The following is a 17,048-nucleotide window of genomic DNA, read 5'->3' on the forward strand; positions in this document are numbered from 1 at the left end:
GCCGCGGCCGCCAACGCCGGCGAGAACGCGGACGCGGCGGCTTCCGCCGCGGACGAGGCCGGTGGCTTCGCCGCCGCCGCGGGCGTCCAGTCGGCCCGCGCACGCTCGGCGGCCGCAGCGGCACACCGCCACGCACGCGAGGCCAACCGCGCCGCCGGCGCGGCACAGTCGCTGGCCAAGCAGGCAGCGAACGCGGCGTACGAGGCGCGCGACGCGGCCAACTCCGCTGCCGACCACGCCGACAAGGCGGCCGACCAGGCCGAACTGGCCGCGAAGCACGCCGGTGACGCCACGAAGGCGGCGAGCGAGTCCAACGCCCACGCCGGCAAGGCGAAGGAGGCGGCGAACGCCGCGTCCGCCGCGGTGAAGAAGGCCGAGGACGTCCAGGAGATCGCCCGCGGCATCGAGGCCGAGGAACTGAAGGCCCGTACCGCAGCGGCGATCGAGCAGGCCAAGGACCTCAAGCAGGCCGAGGAGGAGCGGAAGGCCAAGGCCGCCCGCACCGCCAAGGAGGCCAAGGACCTCGACGACGAGCAGAACCGTCTGGCGGCCGAGGCCGCGAAGCCGGGCGCGGACGTCAAGGACGTGGCCGTCAAGGCGCGCCGGGTGGCGCTCATGGCCATGAAGTCACGTGGCCCCTGGAGCCAGTCGGCCGCCGCGGTCGCGCTGGCGAGCACGGACGAGGCCGCCCGCGACTACGTGATGACGGGCTGGAAGGAAGCCGCTCAGCAGGACGAGCGCGCCCGCGTCGAGCGACTGGCGGACGAGGCCGACTCGGAGCCGGTGCGCAAGGCGGCGACCGAGGCCCTCAAGGGCGATGCCGCGAAGATCGGTGACTTCCTGCGCACCGGCCAGCACCAGGCCGCGGTCAACGACTACCGCGTGCGCGTGGTCCAGGTCGCCAACGACACCGCGCGCGGTGTCCAGCAGGCGGCTCAGGCCGCGCTGAAGGACGGTTCGCCGGAGAAGCTGCTGGAGTTCCTCAACGAGGGCCAGTACACCGCCCGTGAATCGGACGAGCGCGTACGCGCCGTGCAGCTGTTCACCGCCGGTGGTGCCGAGGTCAAGGCCGCCGCACAGGTCGCCCTCGAAGGGCCGCCGCAGGTGCTGCACGGCTTCATCCAGACCGGGCAGTACATCGCGGCCCGCAAGGACCAGCTGACCGCCTCCCACGTCGCGCAGGTGAAGAGCATCATCTCCGAGGCGTCCATCGTCTCGGCGAACGCGCAGAAGAACGCGGCCGAGGCCGCACGGGTCGCGGCCATCGCCAACAAGGCGGCCGAGCAGGCCCGCGGCTACGCCAAGGAAGCCGAGGAATCGGCGAAGAAGGCCAAGGGCTACGCGGACGACGCGCTGAACTCGGCCAAGCAGGCGGAGGCGTCGGCGGCCGACGCCGCCAAGTCCGCCAAGACCGCCCGCAACGCCGCGGCGGCCGCCGACCGTTCCGCCGCCGATGCGGACAGGTCCGCCGCCTACGCCAGCGCGTCGGAAGCCTCCGCCCGCTCGTCCGCCGACGCCGCCTACGCCGCGGCGACCGAGGCCCGCGCCTCGGCCACGGCGGCCGGCAAGGACTCCGCCGCCGCCGACAAGGCCGCGAAGGACGCCTACGCGGACGCCGCCGCCAAGCTCCAGAAGGAGATCGAGCGACGGGCCGAGGAGGCCCGCAAGCAGCGCGAGGAGATCAAGAAGCAGGAGGAAGCGGCCCGCGAGGCGAAGAAGAAGGCATGGGGCGACTTCGGTCACTTCCTGCTCGACGTCGTCGGCGGCACCCAGATCCCCATCGTGAGCCAGCTGGCCAACGGTGCCAACTGCATCTGGTACGGGGCCGAGAAGGACTACCTCAACGCCGGAATGTCCTGCCTGGCCATGGTGCCGGTCGCCGGTGCGGGCGCCACTGCGGCGAAGCTCGGCAAGGACGGCGCCAAGGGGGCCGAGCTCCTCGAAGCGATCTACAAGCGTGCCGCCGGTGGGCTGGGCCGCACCCGCGCCGGCAAGGCGTGCAAGATCCTCCCCAAGGGTCTCGCCGCACCGAGGGGTCTCGCAGCCCGGGGCCTCGCGGCCCCGCAGAGCGCCCTGCCCGGCAACAGCTTCACCGCGGACACCCCGGTCGTGATGGCCGACGGGACCACCAAGGCCATCCAGAACGTCAGGACCGGTGACAAGGTCCTGGCCTCCGACCCGGCCACGGGCACGACCGAGGGCCGCCCCGTCGACAAGGTCATCGCCGGCAAGGGCGAGAAGCACCTCGTCACGCTCACCGTCGACACCGACGGCGACAAGGGCGGTGCCACCCACACGATCACGGCGACCGAGGGTCACCCGTTCTGGACGGCCAACCCCCAGGCATGGGTGAAGGCCGGCGAGCTCAAGCCGGGCGCGCTCCTGCGCACCTCGGCCGGTACCTGGGTCAAGGTCACGGCGACCAGCGCCCGCACCGAGAACCTGCAGGTCTTCAACCTCTCCGTCAGTGCGCTCCACACGTACTATGTGGGCGTCGGCCCGGTGAACGTCCTCGTTCACAACACGGGCGGCGAGGACGAGCTGGTAAGGGTCGGGCGCTGGATGAGCCAGAACGAGCACGACAAGATGGTGTCCACCGGCATGGTCCAGGAGGGCGCCGGCGGCCGCACCTACGTGGTGCACCCGCCGGACAAGAACACCTACAAGCCGACCTACAAGGGCTCGGTCTACGTGGAGTTCGACGTCCCGAAGTCCTCGCTCTACCCGGGAGGCCGGCCGACCGACTTCAAGATGGCCAGTGCCAACTCGAACGACGCCCGGTACGCGGCGAAGCTCGGCCGCCCCATTCCCGAGCTGCCGGCTGCGCTGAACATCTCCCTTGAGGCCGGTCCGTCGTGCTGAACGAGCCGGATCTGCTGCAGCACGTGAGGTCCTGGGCCGCCGAGAAGGCCCCGGGCTTCGGCAGCGCCGGTGTCGTGCTGACGGTCACGGAGTGGCCCGAAGGCACGGGGGCCGTCCAGCTGGAACTGGACGCCGACACGCGCATCGCCGAAATCATGGTCTGGGCCGACGGGAACGCCGAGATCACCTTCGTCGACGTGCCGGCAGGTGAGATCACGCCGGAGCACCGGGACCTCCGGTCCGAGGCGGATCTCCTGGACGCCCTGAGCACGATGAACGACTGGACCGGAGCGGCGGCGTCCTAGCCTGTCCGCTCCTGTCCTCCGTGCGGCCCGCCGGTCCTTCCGGCGGGCCGCACGGCTGTGTGTGAACGTCACCATGAGGAACCGGGCCGGGGTGGACCACGTGAGAGAGCCGGAACGCATCATCAACGAACTCGCGCAGGGCATACGCGGGATGGACGACGGAGTGGCCTGGTTCGCCGGGCTGCCCGAGGGCGAGCGGGAGGCCGTGCTGCGGGAGGTGGTCCTCTGCATCTCCCAGGCACATCCCACGGCGGAGGAGGCCCGTGCCAGTGTGGCCCGTTCCGGCCTGAAGCCGACAGCCAACCCGGCCGTGATGGTGCAGCGCGCGCCCCTGATGGAACGCGTGGCGAAGATCGCCGGCCTGCCTGCCGACGAGCACGTGAACGCCTTCCGTCTTCTCGTCGCCCTCTTCTCGCTCGCCGACACCCGGCGCAGAGAGACGGAGTGCCGCGGGCAGTGCGGTCACTTCTGGCACCACCTGCCGTAGCGACGAGAAGCCCCACCGGGAGACTCCCGGTGGGGCTTCTTCATGGGCGTCCGGTCACGCCAGCAGTTCCACCTCCGCCAGCCGTCTGTCCGCTCCCTCCGCCACCAGCCGGTAGTGCGTGTACGTTCCCGCCGCCCTCACCTCGAAGGGGCGGGTCTGGTGGTTCCAGGTGAAGGACTCGCCCGAACGGTGGTCCACGTCCGTCCAGTGGGTGCCGTCCCGGGAGCCCTGGAGGGTCCAGGCGGAGGGGGCCGTGGTGTGGTCCGAGGAGGTGAGGGTGTACGTCGTCACCCGGGCCTCGTGGGGCGTCGCCAGCTCGGCCGTCGTCAGGGGCGCGTCCGTGGCCGAGGTGTTGTCCGTCAGGGCCGAGTCGCCGGGGGTCGTCACGTCCGACAGGGGGGAGGGGACCTTGTCGTCGCGGGTGATGGACGTGGGGGCGGCCTTCTCGTCCGTGCCCCACGTCGACGGGGCCGGGCCCATGGCGAACTCCAGCGTGCCGCCCCTGGACAGCAGGGAGTGCGGGAGGGCCGTGGAGGTCCAGGCGCGGCCGTTGACGCGGACGGACTGGACGTAGACGTTGCGGGCGCTGTTGCGCGGGGCTCTGATCACCAGGTCGCGGCCGCCTTCGAGGTGGACGGTGGCCCTGGTGAAGAGGGGGGAGCCGACGGCGTACTCGCCCTGGCCCATCACCAGCGGGTAGAACCCGAGCGCACTGAAGACGTACCAGGCCGACATCTCGCCGTTGTCCTCGTCACCCGGGTAGCCCTGGCCGATCTCGCTGCCGAGGTAGAGGCGGGAGAGGACCTCGCGGACCTTCTCCTGCGTCTTCCAGGGCTGCCCGGCGGCGTCGTAGAGGTAGGCGATGTGGTGCGAGACCTGGTTGCTGTGGCCGTACATGCCCATGCGCACGTCGCGCGCCTCGGTCATCTCGTGGATGACGCCGCCGTAGGAGCCCGCGAACTCCGGCCGTCCCGTCTCGGGGGTGGCGAAGTAGGTGTCGAGCTTCTTGGCCAGGCCCGTGCGGCCGCCGTGGAGGTTGGCCAGGCCCCGGGTGTCCTGGGGGGCGGTGAAGGCGAAGTTCCAGCCGTTGGTCTCGGTGTAGTCGTGGCCCCAGACGCGGGGGTCGTAGGCGTCCGGCGACAGCCGCCAGTTGCCGCTCTCGTCCCGGCCCTGGAAGAAGCCGGTCCGGGAGTCGAAGAGCTTGACGTAGTTGCGGGCGCGGTTGAGGAGGTAGGCGGCCTCCTCGCGGTAGCGGGGCTTGTGCGTCCGCTCGTACAGGGACCGGGCCATCCTCGCCAGCCCGAAGTCGTTGAGGTAGCCCTCCAGGGCCCAGGACGTGCCCTCGCGGATCCGGGTGCTCGTGTAGCCGAGGAAGACCGAGGTGTCCATGCCCTTGCGGCCGGTGCCGGGGTCGTCCGGCGCCACGGTCGCGTTCTTGAGCGCGGCCTCGTACGCCGCCTCGGCGTCGAAGGCGACGCCCTTGACGTGGGCGTCGGCGAAGGCGACGTCCGAGCTGGTGCCGGTCATCAGGTCGGCGTAGCCGGGGGAGGACCAGCGGGAGATCCAGCCGCCGTCCTTGTACTGCTGGACGAAGCCGTCGACCAGCCGGCCGGCCAGCTTGGGGGTCAGGAGGGTGTAGGCGGGCCAGGCCGTGCGGTACGTGTCCCAGAAGCCGTTGTTGACGTACACCTCGCCGTCCACGATCCGGGCCCCGGTCCTGGCCGGGGTGGAGGGGCCGGTGGGCGGCGAGAAGGGGCTGGCGTAGCGGGGGCGCGGGCGGGTGGGCGTGCCGGTGTTCTCGTGCCCGGAGTTGGGGTACAGGTAGAGGCGGTAGAGGCTGGAGTAGAGGGTGGTGAGCTGGTCGCGGCTCGCGCCCTCGACCTCGATCCGGCCGAGGACGGCGTCCCAGGCCGCGCGGGCGCGGTCGTGCACCCGGCCGAAGGAGGCACCCGCCGGGATCTCCTGCTCCAGGTTGGCCTTCGCCTGGGCGGTGCCGATGAGGGACGTCGCGAGGCGCAGCGTGACCGTACGGTCCGCGCGGGGGGCGAAGCGCAGGTAGCCCGTCACGCCCTCGGCGCCGGGCCCGCCGCCCGTGCCGTCGCCCTTGAGCCTGCCACCGGCGGTGACGGGGGCGTCGAAGACGCCGTAGACGAAGAGGCGGCCGGCGCCCTTGGACAGGCCGCTGCGGACGTCCGAGTAGGCGGTGAAGGACCGGGTGGCCGGGTCGAGCGTCAGACCGCCCTGGTTCTTGACGTTGTCAAGGATGACGCTGGCGTTCTCACCCGGAAAGGTGAAACGCATCATCGCCGCGTGGTCGGTGGGCACGATCTCGGCCTGGAGGCCGTTCTCGAAGGTGACGCCGTAGTAGTGCGGCCGGGCGGTCTCGCGGGAGTGCCGGAAGGGGAGGGCGCGGGCCGCGCGTGAGGCCGAGGGCGTGCCGGCGGCGACCGAGGGCATCACCTGGAAGGTCTGCCGGTCGCCCATCCAGGGGCTCGGCTGGTGGCTCGCGCCGAACGCCTGGAGGGTGGTGAGGTTGTCGGGGTTGTTGGCGGCCGCGTACTGGTAGAGCCAGTCCGTGGAGCCGGCGTTGGTGACGGGGGTCCAGAAGTTGAAGCCATGGGGGACGGCGGTGGCGGGGAAGGTGTTGCCCCGGGAGAAGTTCGAGCTGGAGTTGGTGCCGCGGGTGGTGACGGCCCAGTCCGCGGGGTGGGCCGGCGGCCGCTCCCGCGGAGCGGGGGCGAGCGAGATGTCGTCCACCCAGCCGCGGAACTTCGCGGGACCGACCGGCGCGTCGTAGGCGATCAGGATGCGCTCGACGGTCTTGCCGGCGGCCACGGCGCCGATGTGCGACTCCTTGTTGTTCCACTGATTGACGTACAGCGTCCTGGACGCGGCCTGGCCCTGGGGGGTCAGGCGCGCCCCGTGCTGGTCGACGGCGCCGAGCTCGCTGAGGTAGGTGCCGTCGGTGAAGGCGAGGTCGAGGGAGACATGGGTGGCGGGGTAGCGGGTGTCCGGCTCCGGCATGGACGGGAAGACCTTGTACGACAGCAGGGTCCGCGGCGTGACCCTCGTGCGCACGTTGAAGACCTTGTTGTACGAATAGCCGTGCCCCGTGGCCTGGTGCATGCCCCCGTAGCGCAGCGCACGGGTGCCCGTGAAGCCCACCCGTGCCTTGGCCGTGGGCGAGCCGGTCGGGCCCCGGTCGACGTGGCTGCGCATGTCCTCGGGCGGGGGCGTGCCGTCGCCGCCCGTGGCCAGCTGCACCTCGGCGAGCTGGAGGACGGGCTCGCCGCCGTTGCGGGTTATCTCCAGGCGGTACTGCCGGTGGGCGGTGGTGCCCGCGAAGGCGAACTCGCGGGTCTGCAGGCGCCTTTCGAAGGTCTCGTCCCGCCGGGTGTCGAGGACCGTCCAGGTCTTCCCGTCGTCGGAGCCCTTGAGCGTCCAGTCCCGGGGGTCGCGGCCGGGGGCGTCGTTCGCCGAGGTCAGTGCGTAGCGGACGGCCTTGACCGGCTGGGCCAGCTCGAATTCCAGCCAGGCGGACCGCTCGAAGTCGAGCCATTTGGTCGCACTCTCGCCGTCGATCAGGTTCTCCTTCACCTCGCCCGCCTCGGTGTGCTCCCCGCTGGCACGGACGGCGGTGACCCGGTCGGTGACGTTTCCGGGGATGCCGCTGGTGTCGTCGCCGTCGACGCCCGCGGACCGCCGCCGGCCGTCGGGCCCGGTCTCGACGGCGTTGAGCCAATCGGGCTGCGGCTCGCCGGCCTCGAAGGAGGAGGCGAAGCGCTCGGCCGCGGCGGCGCCGCCGTCCCGCCCGGGCCCGGGCGACACGGCAGCACCCTGCGTGACCTGAGCCGTCGTCACCAGTACGGTGGCCAGGGCGAGGGCCGCGGGGCGGGTGCACCGGCGGGCGCGACTGCGCCACCGTCCGGTTCCGAGTCTGTGTCGCTTCCCTTGCCTCTCCACGAAGCTGCCTCCACCAAGCCACGTAGCACACCGAATCCGACAACGTTGTCACCCGAGTCCCGCAGTGATAAGTAGCTCGTGCGACACCAGTGGTGTCAAGGGTCTCGGGGTTGGTGTCGCGCCCCGCGGGGGCCACGGGCCGAGGGGGCGCGGTGCCGTGCGGCCGGCCGTCCGCCGGTGGTGTCGGCGAGGTCTCAACTCGGGAAAGACTGGCGGGAGAAGGCGCTTACGATCTTGCCCAGTTGATCGGAGTGGACTATACCTGTCGGCGTCCGGGGCGGCCGTTTCCGCCGCTCGGACCCGGGGGCAGCGGCAAGCGCGACGCCGCGGGGGACTTCACTCCGGCGCACACCCAGCACCACGCTTCAACTGACCCGCGGTGTCGGGCCCTTCGGCTTCCGCTGAATGCGCAAGGGGAGACCGCCACACCGCCTGAGTCCTGGAGAAGGCGAGGACTTGAGCATGGGATCCACCCCCGAATTCAGCCGGCGCGCATACAGCCGACGCGACCTCATCAAGCGGGCTGCCGCCCTCGGACTGATCGCCGTGCCGACGGTGAGCGCACTGAGCGCCTGCGCGAGCGGTGACGGCGGCGACGGCGACAAGCAGGTCGACAAGGGAAAGAAGACCGACAAGAACCCCCTCGCGGTCAATGAGGGCGCCCCGCTGGACGTCGTCATCTTCGACGGCGGTTTCGGCCAGCAGTACGCCAAGGACGCCGAGGCCGAATACCGCAAGGCGTTCCCGGGCGCCCAGGTCAAGCACGCGGCCACCCAGGAGATCCAGACCCAGCTCCAGCCCCGCTTCAACGGCGGCACCCCGCCCGACCTGATCGACAACTCCGGTGCCAAGCAAATGGACATGGGCACCCTCGTCGGCAAGAAGCAGCTGACCGATCTCAACACCCTGCTGGACGCGCCCTCCTACGACGACCCGGCCAGGAAGGTACGCGACACCCTGCGGCCCGGCGTCGTGGAAATGGGACAGTTCGACGGCAACGAGACCTGGATCCTCTACTACGCCTACACCGTCTACGGCGTGTGGTACTCGAAGACCAATCTGCAGAAGCTCGACGCCCAGTACCCCGAGACCTGGGACGAGATGCTCAAGGTCTGCGAAGCGGCGAAGAAGGAGGGCATCGCCGGCTGGACCTACGCGGGAAAGCACCCGTACTACCTGCCGTTCAGCCTCTACCCCTTCATCGCCAAGATCGGCGGGGTCGAGGTGCTGAACAACATCGACAACCTGGAGCCCAACGCCTGGAAGGCGCCGGCCGTCAAGGCGGCCTTCGAGGCGTACTACGAGCTCCACAGGAAGGGCTACATCCTCCAGGGCACCCCGGGCCTGACCCACATCGAGTCGCAGACCGCCTGGAACGAGGGGAAGGCGCTGTTCATCCCCAACGGCTCCTGGGTGGAGAACGAGTCGAAGAAGACCACGCCCCAGGACTTCCGGATGGCGGTCGGCGCCCCGTCGAGCCTCGACAAGAGCGACAAGATGCCGTTCGGCACCCTGTGGGCGTCCGGCGGCGAGCCGTTCATCGTGCCGAAGAACGCCAAGAACCCGCAGGGCGGCATGGAGCTGCTGCGCATCATGCTCGGCAAGAAGTCCTCGCAGAACTTCATCAAGTCCGTCTCCTCGCTCACCTCCTTCAACGGCGGCACCGACGGCCTCACGCTGCCGCCGGGCCTGGCCTCTTCGCAGGAAGCGCTCGCCAAGGCCGGCAAGAACGTCGTCAATCCCCGCATCCAGGACTGGTACGTCGCCCTGCAGAAGGAGAAGATCGGCGTCGCGGCGATCGGCGAGATGATGGCGGGCCGGATGACGCCCGACGAGACCATCGCCAAGATCCAGCGATTCGCCGACGAAACGGCCAAGGACGGCTCCGTCAAGAAGTACAAGCACAAGTGAGCGGTGGCCATGCAGCACGGTAAGTACCGCTTCATCGCGGGTTTCCTGATCCTGCCCCTGGCGATCTACGGGATCTTCGTCATCTCGCCTTTCGTCCAGGCCGTCTACTACTCCTTCACGGACTGGACCGGTCTGAGCCCGGACTTCCGGGTGACCGGTACCGAGAACTACCGGCGGCTCTGGAACGACGACGTGTTCTGGAAGTCCGTGGGACACAACGTCCTGCTGCTGCTCGTGCTGCCGCTGGTCACGCTCGGTCTCGGGCTGTTCTTCGCGTTCATGCTCAACGTCGGCGGCCGCCGCAGGAAGAACGCGGCGGTCGCCGGCGTGCGCGGATCGGGCTTCTACAAAATCGTCTACTTCTTCCCGCAGGTGCTCTCGATCGCCATCGTCGCCCTGCTGTTCCAGTTCGCCTACAACCCCAACAGCGGCGCCCTGAACTCCTTCCTGAGCGCGATCGGCCTGGACTCGGTGCAGCCCGAATGGCTGGGCGACCCCGGGCTCGCGCTGTGGTGCGTCATGGCGGTGATGGTCTGGAGCAACGTCGGCTTCTACGTGGTGCTGTTCTCGGCGGGCATGAGCTCCATCCCGCGGGACTTCTACGAGGCCGCCCTGCTCGACGGCGCCAACCGCGTCCAGACCTTCTTCCGGATCACGCTGCCGCTGCTGTGGGACACCGTCCAGACCGGCTGGGTCTACATGGGCATCATGGCGCTCGACTCGTTCGCCGTCGTGCAGATCATGACGGTGGGGCCGGGCGGACCGGACTACTCCACCGAGGTGCTGTCCTTCTACCTCTACACCAAGGCGTTCCGTGACGGGCAGGCCGGATACGCGACCACCCTCGGCGTCGCCCTGCTCATCGTCACCCTGATCTTCGCGGGCATCGTCATGAAGCTCGGCCGGCGCGAGCGACTGGAGTACTGATGGCCGTGACGACGGATCCCACCGAGGACGGCAACGCAGTGACGCCGCCCGCCGAGGAGCCCCGCGCCGACGCACGGCGCGGGCGGATGGGCAGCGAGGGCACGGTCCTCAACGTCTTCTCGCACGGCGTGCTCGCGCTGTGGGCCCTCATGGTCACCCTGCCGCTGCTGTGGGCGGTGATGAGCGCCTTCAAGACGGACCGGGAGATCTTCACCTCGCCCTGGGCGTTGCCCGGCAGCCTGAACTTCGACTCCTGGAGCCGCGCCTGGTCGCAGGCGCACATGGGCGAGTACTTCCTCAACTCGGTCGTGGTGGTGGCCGGTTCGCTCTTCGGCACCATGCTGCTGGGCTCGATGGCGGCCTATGTGCTGGCCCGCTTCACCTTCCCCGGCAACCGCTTCATCTACTTCCTCTTCGTCGGCGGCATGAGCTTTCCGGTGATCCTCGCGCTCGTGCCGCTGTTCTTCGTGATGAAGAACATGCAGCTGCTCGACACCTACCACGGGCTGATCCTGGTCTACATCGCCTATTCGCTGCCCTTCACCATCTTCTTCCTCAGCGGTTTCTTCCGTACGCTGCCCAGCTCCGTCGCGGAGGCCGCACTGATCGACGGGGCCTCGCACACCCGCACCTTCTTCCAGGTGATGCTGCCCATGGCCCGGCCCGGCCTGATCAGCGTCGGCATCTTCAACTTCCTCGGCCAGTGGAACCAGTACCTGCTGCCCACGGTCCTGAACGTGGGCGACGAGGACAAGAAGCTGCTCCCGCAGGGCCTGGTCGCGCTGGCGGTCAGCCAGGGCTACAAGGGCGACTGGTCCGGGCTCTTCGCCGGGCTGGTCATGGCCATGCTGCCGGTCCTGGCCGCGTACATCGTCTTCCAGCGGCAGGTCCAGGCCGGGCTGACGGCCGGTGCCCTGAAATAGGCCGGCACCCGCTCACGCCAGGGTGAACCAGACCGCCTTGCCCCGGCCCTGCGCCGCGGGGGTCACCCCCCAGGCGGTGGCGCAGCTGTCGATCAGGGTGAGGCCCCGGCCCGACTCGTCGTCGACCCCGGCGGCGCGTCGCGCCGGGGCCTGGGGGCCGGTGTCGTGGACGTCCACGCGCAGGGTGCGGGAGCGGCAGCTGAGGTAGACCGTCACCGGGGACTTCGCGTGCACCACGCCGTTGGTCACCAGCTCGGTGGCGAGCAGGCAGGCGGTGTCGGCGAGGTCGTGCCGGCCGTGCCGCTGCAGGGCCAGGCGCAGCGAGCTCCGGACGAGGCTGATCATCCAGGTCTGCGCCGGGATCCGGAGTGTGTACCACCAGTCGGCGGTGGCCAGTTGAGGGTGCTCGCACATGCTCCGGTCTCCGTTCGTCCTTGCCGCGGAAGCCCCCAACTATCGGGCAGAAGCACGGGGGCGCGGACCTCGGTGAGCGACCCCCGGCGGTGGTTATGTCGGATGAACATGCCGCAGAACCGCTGGAGTGCGGACAAGCCCGGACCGGTCGGATGGCGGGCCGGCCGCCCGGCCGATTCGCCCGTTCGAGCTACCCCGCCTGCGGGATCCGGTCCCCCCTCGGCGTCCGGGAGGGTGAGCGGCTCCGTACGATGAGTGGTCGGGTGTGAGCCCGCGCGCGGCCGGTGGGTCACGGTACGGCAACGGTGCCGGGGCCGGGATCGGCGTCAAGCCCTTGACGGGACGCAACCCTGGCGGCTCAGCTTAGAGTTCACATGTTGTATGGATGGCCGGGCTCCAGTGCTGCAGTCCGGCCCGCGGGGCGGCGGTCGTGCCGCCCCGGTGAGGCGGGAGTGGATGGGCGTGGAGACTCCGGGGTCGCAGTCGTCGCTGCACCGGGCCAACCTGGAGCGGGTCGTGCGCGCGGTGCGCATGGCGGGGTCGCTCACGCAGGCGGAGATCGCCCGGTCCACCGGGCTGTCGGCGGCCACCGTCTCCAACATCGTCCGGGAGCTCAAGGACGGCGGAACGGTCGAGGTCACCCCCACCTCCTCGGGGGGCCGGCGGGCCCGCAGCGTCTCCCTCTCCGGTGACGCCGGCATCGTCGTAGGGGTTGATTTCGGGCATACCCACCTGAGGGTGGCCATCGGCAACCTCGCCCACCAGGTGCTGGCCGAGGAGGCCGAGCCGCTGGACGTGGACGCCTCCGCCGCCCAGGGGCTGGCCCGTGCGGAGCACCTGGTCACCAGCCTGATCAAGGCGGCGGGCATCAGCCCGCGCAAGATCGTCGGGGTGGGGCTCGGTGTGCCGGGGCCGATCGACGTGGAGTCCGGCGTGCTGGGCTCGACCGCGATCCTGCCGGGCTGGGCGGGCACCAACCCGCGGGACGACCTCGCCGCCCGCCTCGACGTCCCGGTGCACGTCGACAACGACGCCAACCTCGGGGCCCTCGGCGAGCTGGTCTGGGGCGCCGGCCGCGGCGCCCGGGACCTGGCCTACATCAAGGTGGCCAGCGGCGTCGGCGCCGGCTTGGTGATCAACGGCGAGATCTACCGCGGCCCGGGTGGCACTGCCGGCGAGATCGGCCACATCACCCTGGACGAGTCCGGGCCGGTGTGCCGGTGCGGCAACCGCGGCTGCCTGGAGACGTTCACCGCCGCCCGGTACGTCCTGCCGCTGCTCCACTCGGCCCACGGCGCGGATCTGACCGTCACCCGCATGGTGCGGCTCGCGCAGGAGGGCGACCCGGGCTGCCGGCGGGTCATTTCGGACGTCGGCCGGCACATCGGCAGTGGCGTGGCCAATCTGTGCAATCTGCTCAATCCCAGCCGGGTCGTGCTCGGCGGCGACCTCGCGGACTCCGGCGAGCTGGTGCTCGCCCCCATCCGCGAGTCGGTCTCGCGGTACGCGATCCCCAGCGCCGCCCGGCAGTTGGAGGTCGTCCCCGGCGCCCTGGGCGGCCGGGCGGAGGTGCTGGGCGCCCTGGCGCTCGTCCTCAGTGAAATGGGCGATTCGTCATTGCTCGACGAAACGCTGCCCGCCCACGCGCCCCTGCTGAATCGATAGCCCCCTGCGCGCCTCTTGAGTTCAAACAGATAACGAATGGCATCGTTGCCATCTCGTTAAGAATTTACTTCTTGACGCTTCTTTGGCGGCCGAGTTGACTTCCAGCCACCTCGGCCGCAACGACGCGGCCTCGTCAGGGAGGTATCTGCAATATGAACTCGCATCTGCGTCGTGCAGCCGTTGCCACGGCCGCCGTATCGATGGCCGCCGCTCTCGCCGCCTGCGGCAGCGCCAAGGAGGCCGGCAACGGCGGGGAGAAGAAGCAGGACAAGAAGGGCCCGCTCACCATCGGGCTGCTCCTGCCGGAGAACCAGACCGCCCGCTACGAGCGCTTCGACAAGCCGCTGATCGAAAAGAAGATCAAGGAACTGGCGGGCGCGGACGCCGTCGTCCTCTACGAGAACGCCAAGCAGGACGCCTCGGTCCAGCAGCAGCAGGTCGACACGATGATCACCAAGAAGGTCGACGCGCTGATCGTCGACGCGGTGGACGCGAAGTCGATCGCCAGCTCGGTGAAGAAGGCCAACGACAAGGGCATCCCCGTCGTCGCCTACGACCGCCTGGCCGAGGGCCCGGTCAAGGCGTACACCTCCGTCGACAACGAGCGCGTCGGCAAGATCCAGGGCGAGTCGCTGCTCAAGGAGCTCGGCGACAACGCCTCCAAGGGCCAGATCGTGATGATGAACGGCGCGATCACCGACCCGAACGCCAAGATGTACAAGGACGGCGCCCACTCCGTGCTCGACGGCAAGGTCAAGGTCGGCAAGGAGTACGACACCAAGGAGTGGAAGCCGGAGAACGCCAACGAGAACATGAAGGGCGCCATCTCCTCCCTGGGCAAGGACGAGATCGTCGGCGTCTACTCCGCCAACGACGGCATGGCCGGTGGCATCATCACCGCCCTCAAGAGCGCCGGCTTCGACAAGCTCCCGCCGGTCACCGGCCAGGACGCCGAGCTCTCCGCCGTCCAGCGGATCCTCTCGGACGAGCAGTTCATGAGCGTCTACAAGCCGTACAAGCCCGAGGCCGACGCCGCCGCCGGGCTGGCCGTCGCCCTCGCCCAGGGCAAGGGCACCGACGCCGTCGCCAAGTCCACCGTCGACAGCGCCACCCAGAAGAAGATCCCCGCCGTCATCGTCACGCCCTTCGCCCTGACCAAGGCGGACATCGGCCAGTACGTCGGCAAGGAGGGCTTCTTCACCCTGAACGAGATCTGCACCGAGAAGTACAAGGCGCAGTGCGACCAGGCCGGACTGAAGTAAGCCCCCAGGCTGCCGCCTCGTCGAGGCGGTGAAGGAGATGATTCACGTGTCCGCTACGCCCGTGCTGGCGTTGCGCGGAGTCTCCAAGCGGTTCGGTGCCGTCCAGGCGCTCACCGACGTAGAGCTGGAGATCCACCCCGGCGAGGTGGTCGCCCTGGTCGGCGACAACGGCGCCGGCAAGTCCACCCTCGTCAAGACCATCGCGGGAGTGGGACCCGCCGACGACGGCGTCGTCGAGTGGGAGGGCAGGCCCGTCACCGTCGACCGGCCGCACGTCGCCCAGGAACTGGGCATCGCGACCGTTTACCAGGACCTCGCGCTGTGCGACAACCTCGACGTTGTCGGCAACCTCTTCCTCGGCCGCGAGATCGTGCGCGCCGGAGTGCTGGACGAGGTGGAGATGGAGCGCCGCGCCCGCGAGCTGCTCTCCACCCTCTCCATCCGCATCCCCAGCGTCCGCATCCCGATCGCCTCGCTCTCCGGCGGGCAGCGGCAGACCGTCGCCATCGCCCGCTCGCTGCTCGGCGACCCCAAGGTCGTCATCCTCGACGAGCCGACCGCCGCGCTCGGCGTCGAGCAGACCGCGCAGGTCCTCGACCTGGTCGAGCGGCTGCGCGAGCGGGGCCTGGGCGTCATCCTCATCAGCCACAACATGGCCGACGTGAAGGCCGTCGCCGACCGGGTCGCCGTGCTGCGCCTCGGGCGCAACAACGGCACCTTCGATGTGCGGACGACCTCCCAGGAAGAGATCATCTCCGCCATCACGGGCGCCACGGACAACGCCGTCACCCGCCGCCGCGCCCGCGCCGCGGAGGCCGCCGGTGCCACCGGGGCCGCCCCGGCCGGCACGGCGGACGAGGCGGCGGAGAGCGCCCGCGCCGACCACGCCGACGAGCCCGAGAAGGAGGCGGGCGCATGAGCACCGAGCTGCCCACGTCGTCCCCCGAGCCGGTTGCCGAAATCAACGGCCAGGCCCCCGCCCACGATGCGGTCACCGCCGTCGACCCCCGCCTCCTCGTCCGCGAGGAGGGCTTCGCCGGCTACTGGAGCGAGTTCCGCCGCAAGCTGCGCAGCGGTGAGCTGGGCTCGCTGCCCGTGGTCGTCGGCCTGCTGGTCATCGGCCTGGTCTTCCAGCTGCAGGACTCCGCCTTCCTGGGTGCCGAGAACCTCTCCAACCTCTTCGTCACCGCCGCCGGCACCGGCCTGATCGCGGTCGGCATCGTCTTCGTGCTGATCCTGGGCGAGATCGACCTCTCCGTGGGCTCGGTCAGCGGTCTGGCCGCGGCGACCTTCGCCGTGCTCAACGTCAACCACGGCATGCCGGAGTGGCTGGCCCTCGTCCTGGCGATCCTCTCCGGCACGCTCGTCGGCGCCCTGCACGGGTTCTTCTTCGCCCGGATCGGCGTGCCGGCCTTCGTCGTCACCCTGGCCGGCCTGCTCGGCTGGAACGGCCTGATGCTCCAGGTGCTCGGCTCCAACGGCACCATCAACCTCGACGACTCCGGGCTGGTCGCCGGGCTGACCAACCACTACTTCAGCGACGTCGCGGCGGCCTACGGGCTGGCCACGCTGGCCGTGACGGGGTTCTTCCTGGCCTCCTGGCGCGAGAGCAGGCGGCGCGAGGCGGCCGGCGTGCCCAGCCGTCCGACGAGCGAGCTGGTGCTGCGGACGGTCGCCCTGGCGGTGCCCGCCTACGTGGTGGCGTGGCTGTTCAACGAGTACAAGGGCCTGCCGCTGGCCGTGGTGATCTTCATAGGGATCGTCGTGGCGCTGGACTTCGTGCTGCGCCGCACGTCCTACGGGCGGAAGGTCTTCGCCCTGGGCGGCAGCGTCGAGGCGGCCCGCCGGGCCGGCATCAATGTCGCGGCGGTCCGGATCTCCGTCTTCGCGCTCTCGGGCACGATGGCGGCGCTCGGCGGCATGTTCCTGGCCTCCCAGATCAACGCCGCCAACCAGTCCTCCGGAGCCGGCAGCCTGCTGATGAACGCCATCGCGGCGGCCGTCATCGGCGGCACCAGCCTCTTCGGCGGGCGCGGCAAGACCTGGTCGGCGCTGCTGGGCGTGCTGGTGATCCAGTCCATCGCCTCCGGCATGGCCCTGCTGGGCATCGCCTCGGCGGTCCAGTACATGATCACCGGTGCGGTGCTGCTGGCCGCCGTGGTGATCGACTCCGTCTCCCGCCGGACGCAGAAGACGGCCGGACGGGCGTAGGGCTCGTACGTACGAACGGGTGGGCCCCGGACCTGTGCGTCCGGGGCCCACCCCTGCCCTTTCGGGTGGTTTGGGTCCCCGCTGGACCGTTCGCGTGATGCCGGTCGCATCACCCGTT

General features: G+C 70.2%; 12 protein-coding genes. 10 read left to right on the forward strand and 2 right to left on the reverse strand.

The genetic code is table 11. The features are described 5' to 3' along the window. The 3 genes from LE181_RS00005 to LE181_RS00015 form a co-directional block, all read left to right on the forward strand. Nucleotides 1-2,862 (forward strand): TreTu family toxin (locus LE181_RS00005; RefSeq protein ID WP_263868216.1); only part of this gene is annotated, 2,862 nt, incomplete at its 5' end. Beyond that, on the forward strand, nucleotides 2,856-3,167 hold the full coding sequence (locus tag LE181_RS00010; RefSeq protein ID WP_225658760.1) for an immunity protein TriTu family protein: 312 nt from the start codon (nucleotides 2,856-2,858) through the stop codon (nucleotides 3,165-3,167). The genes LE181_RS00005 and LE181_RS00010, both read left to right, overlap by 7 nt. A 91-nt stretch (nucleotides 3,168-3,258) precedes the next feature. Further along, complete coding sequence (locus LE181_RS00015; protein WP_225658761.1) at nucleotides 3,259-3,654, forward strand: DUF5958 family protein; 396 nt, start codon at nucleotides 3,259-3,261, stop codon at nucleotides 3,652-3,654. A gap of 54 nt (nucleotides 3,655-3,708) precedes the next feature. Here the strand turns inward: LE181_RS00015 and LE181_RS00020 are convergent, their stop codons facing one another. Then, nucleotides 3,709-7,530 (reverse strand): GH92 family glycosyl hydrolase, encoded by a 3,822-nt coding sequence (locus LE181_RS00020; protein WP_263868224.1) that lies wholly within the window; start codon nucleotides 7,528-7,530, stop codon nucleotides 3,709-3,711. Between the two features lie 549 nt (nucleotides 7,531-8,079). On the opposite strand from LE181_RS00020, the gene ngcE reads away from it, so the two are divergent. From ngcE to LE181_RS00035, 3 genes are read left to right on the forward strand one after another with little or no spacing between them, the layout of a single operon-like run. Next, the gene (ngcE, locus tag LE181_RS00025; RefSeq protein WP_225658763.1) at nucleotides 8,080-9,528 is read left to right on the forward strand and encodes an N-acetylglucosamine/diacetylchitobiose ABC transporter substrate-binding protein; all 1,449 of its coding nucleotides are present in this window, start codon (nucleotides 8,080-8,082) and stop codon (nucleotides 9,526-9,528) included. 9 nt (nucleotides 9,529-9,537) lie between these two features. Further along, nucleotides 9,538-10,455, forward strand: coding sequence for a carbohydrate ABC transporter permease (locus LE181_RS00030; protein ID WP_225658764.1), 918 nt, complete (start codon nucleotides 9,538-9,540; stop codon nucleotides 10,453-10,455). Further along, nucleotides 10,455-11,378, forward strand: coding sequence for a carbohydrate ABC transporter permease (locus LE181_RS00035; protein WP_225658765.1), 924 nt, complete (start codon nucleotides 10,455-10,457; stop codon nucleotides 11,376-11,378). Before LE181_RS00030 ends, LE181_RS00035 begins: the two co-directional genes overlap by 1 nt. 12 nt (nucleotides 11,379-11,390) lie before the next feature. Here LE181_RS00035 and LE181_RS00040 read toward each other — a convergent pair whose 3' ends face one another. Then, complete coding sequence (locus tag LE181_RS00040; RefSeq protein WP_225658766.1) at nucleotides 11,391-11,792, reverse strand: ATP-binding protein; 402 nt, start codon at nucleotides 11,790-11,792, stop codon at nucleotides 11,391-11,393. A gap of 462 nt (nucleotides 11,793-12,254) precedes the next feature. Between LE181_RS00040 and LE181_RS00045 the strand changes: the two genes are divergently transcribed. The 4 genes from LE181_RS00045 (at nucleotide 12,255) to LE181_RS00060 (ending at nucleotide 16,930) form a co-directional block, all read left to right on the forward strand. Further along, on the forward strand, nucleotides 12,255-13,457 hold the full coding sequence (locus LE181_RS00045; RefSeq protein WP_308103037.1) for an ROK family transcriptional regulator: 1,203 nt from the start codon (nucleotides 12,255-12,257) through the stop codon (nucleotides 13,455-13,457). Nucleotides 13,458-13,609: 152 nt separating this feature from the next. Beyond that, on the forward strand, nucleotides 13,610-14,719 hold the full coding sequence (locus LE181_RS00050; RefSeq protein ID WP_225658767.1) for a substrate-binding domain-containing protein: 1,110 nt from the start codon (nucleotides 13,610-13,612) through the stop codon (nucleotides 14,717-14,719). 37 nt (nucleotides 14,720-14,756) lie between these two features. Next, nucleotides 14,757-15,638, forward strand: coding sequence for an ATP-binding cassette domain-containing protein (locus LE181_RS00055; protein ID WP_225658768.1), 882 nt, complete (start codon nucleotides 14,757-14,759; stop codon nucleotides 15,636-15,638). After that, a complete protein-coding gene (locus LE181_RS00060) occupies nucleotides 15,635-16,930 on the forward strand; it encodes a sugar ABC transporter permease (RefSeq protein WP_225658769.1) in 1,296 nt (431 codons plus the stop codon). Before LE181_RS00055 ends, LE181_RS00060 begins: the two co-directional genes overlap by 4 nt. Nucleotides 16,931-17,048 lie beyond the last annotated feature (118 nt).

This window comes from Streptomyces sichuanensis, from assembly GCF_020328095.1.
GTDB lineage: Bacteria > Actinomycetota > Actinomycetes > Streptomycetales > Streptomycetaceae > Streptomyces > Streptomyces cinnamoneus.

What these genes read in the sequence shown, in the direction of transcription:
- ngcE (WP_225658763.1), top strand. Translation starts at nt 8,080, where the DNA reads ATGGGATCCACCCCCGAATTCAGCCGGCGCGCATACAGCCGACGCGAC.
- LE181_RS00030 (WP_225658764.1), top strand. Translation starts at nt 9,538, where the DNA reads ATGCAGCACGGTAAGTACCGCTTCATCGCGGGTTTCCTGATCCTGCCC.
- LE181_RS00035 (WP_225658765.1), top strand. Translation starts at nt 10,455, where the DNA reads ATGGCCGTGACGACGGATCCCACCGAGGACGGCAACGCAGTGACGCCG.
- LE181_RS00040 (WP_225658766.1), bottom strand. Translation starts at nt 11,792, where the DNA reads ATGTGCGAGCACCCTCAACTGGCCACCGCCGACTGGTGGTACACACTC.
- LE181_RS00050 (WP_225658767.1), top strand. Translation starts at nt 13,610, where the DNA reads ATGAACTCGCATCTGCGTCGTGCAGCCGTTGCCACGGCCGCCGTATCG.
- LE181_RS00055 (WP_225658768.1), top strand. Translation starts at nt 14,757, where the DNA reads ATGATTCACGTGTCCGCTACGCCCGTGCTGGCGTTGCGCGGAGTCTCC.
- LE181_RS00060 (WP_225658769.1), top strand. Translation starts at nt 15,635, where the DNA reads ATGAGCACCGAGCTGCCCACGTCGTCCCCCGAGCCGGTTGCCGAAATC.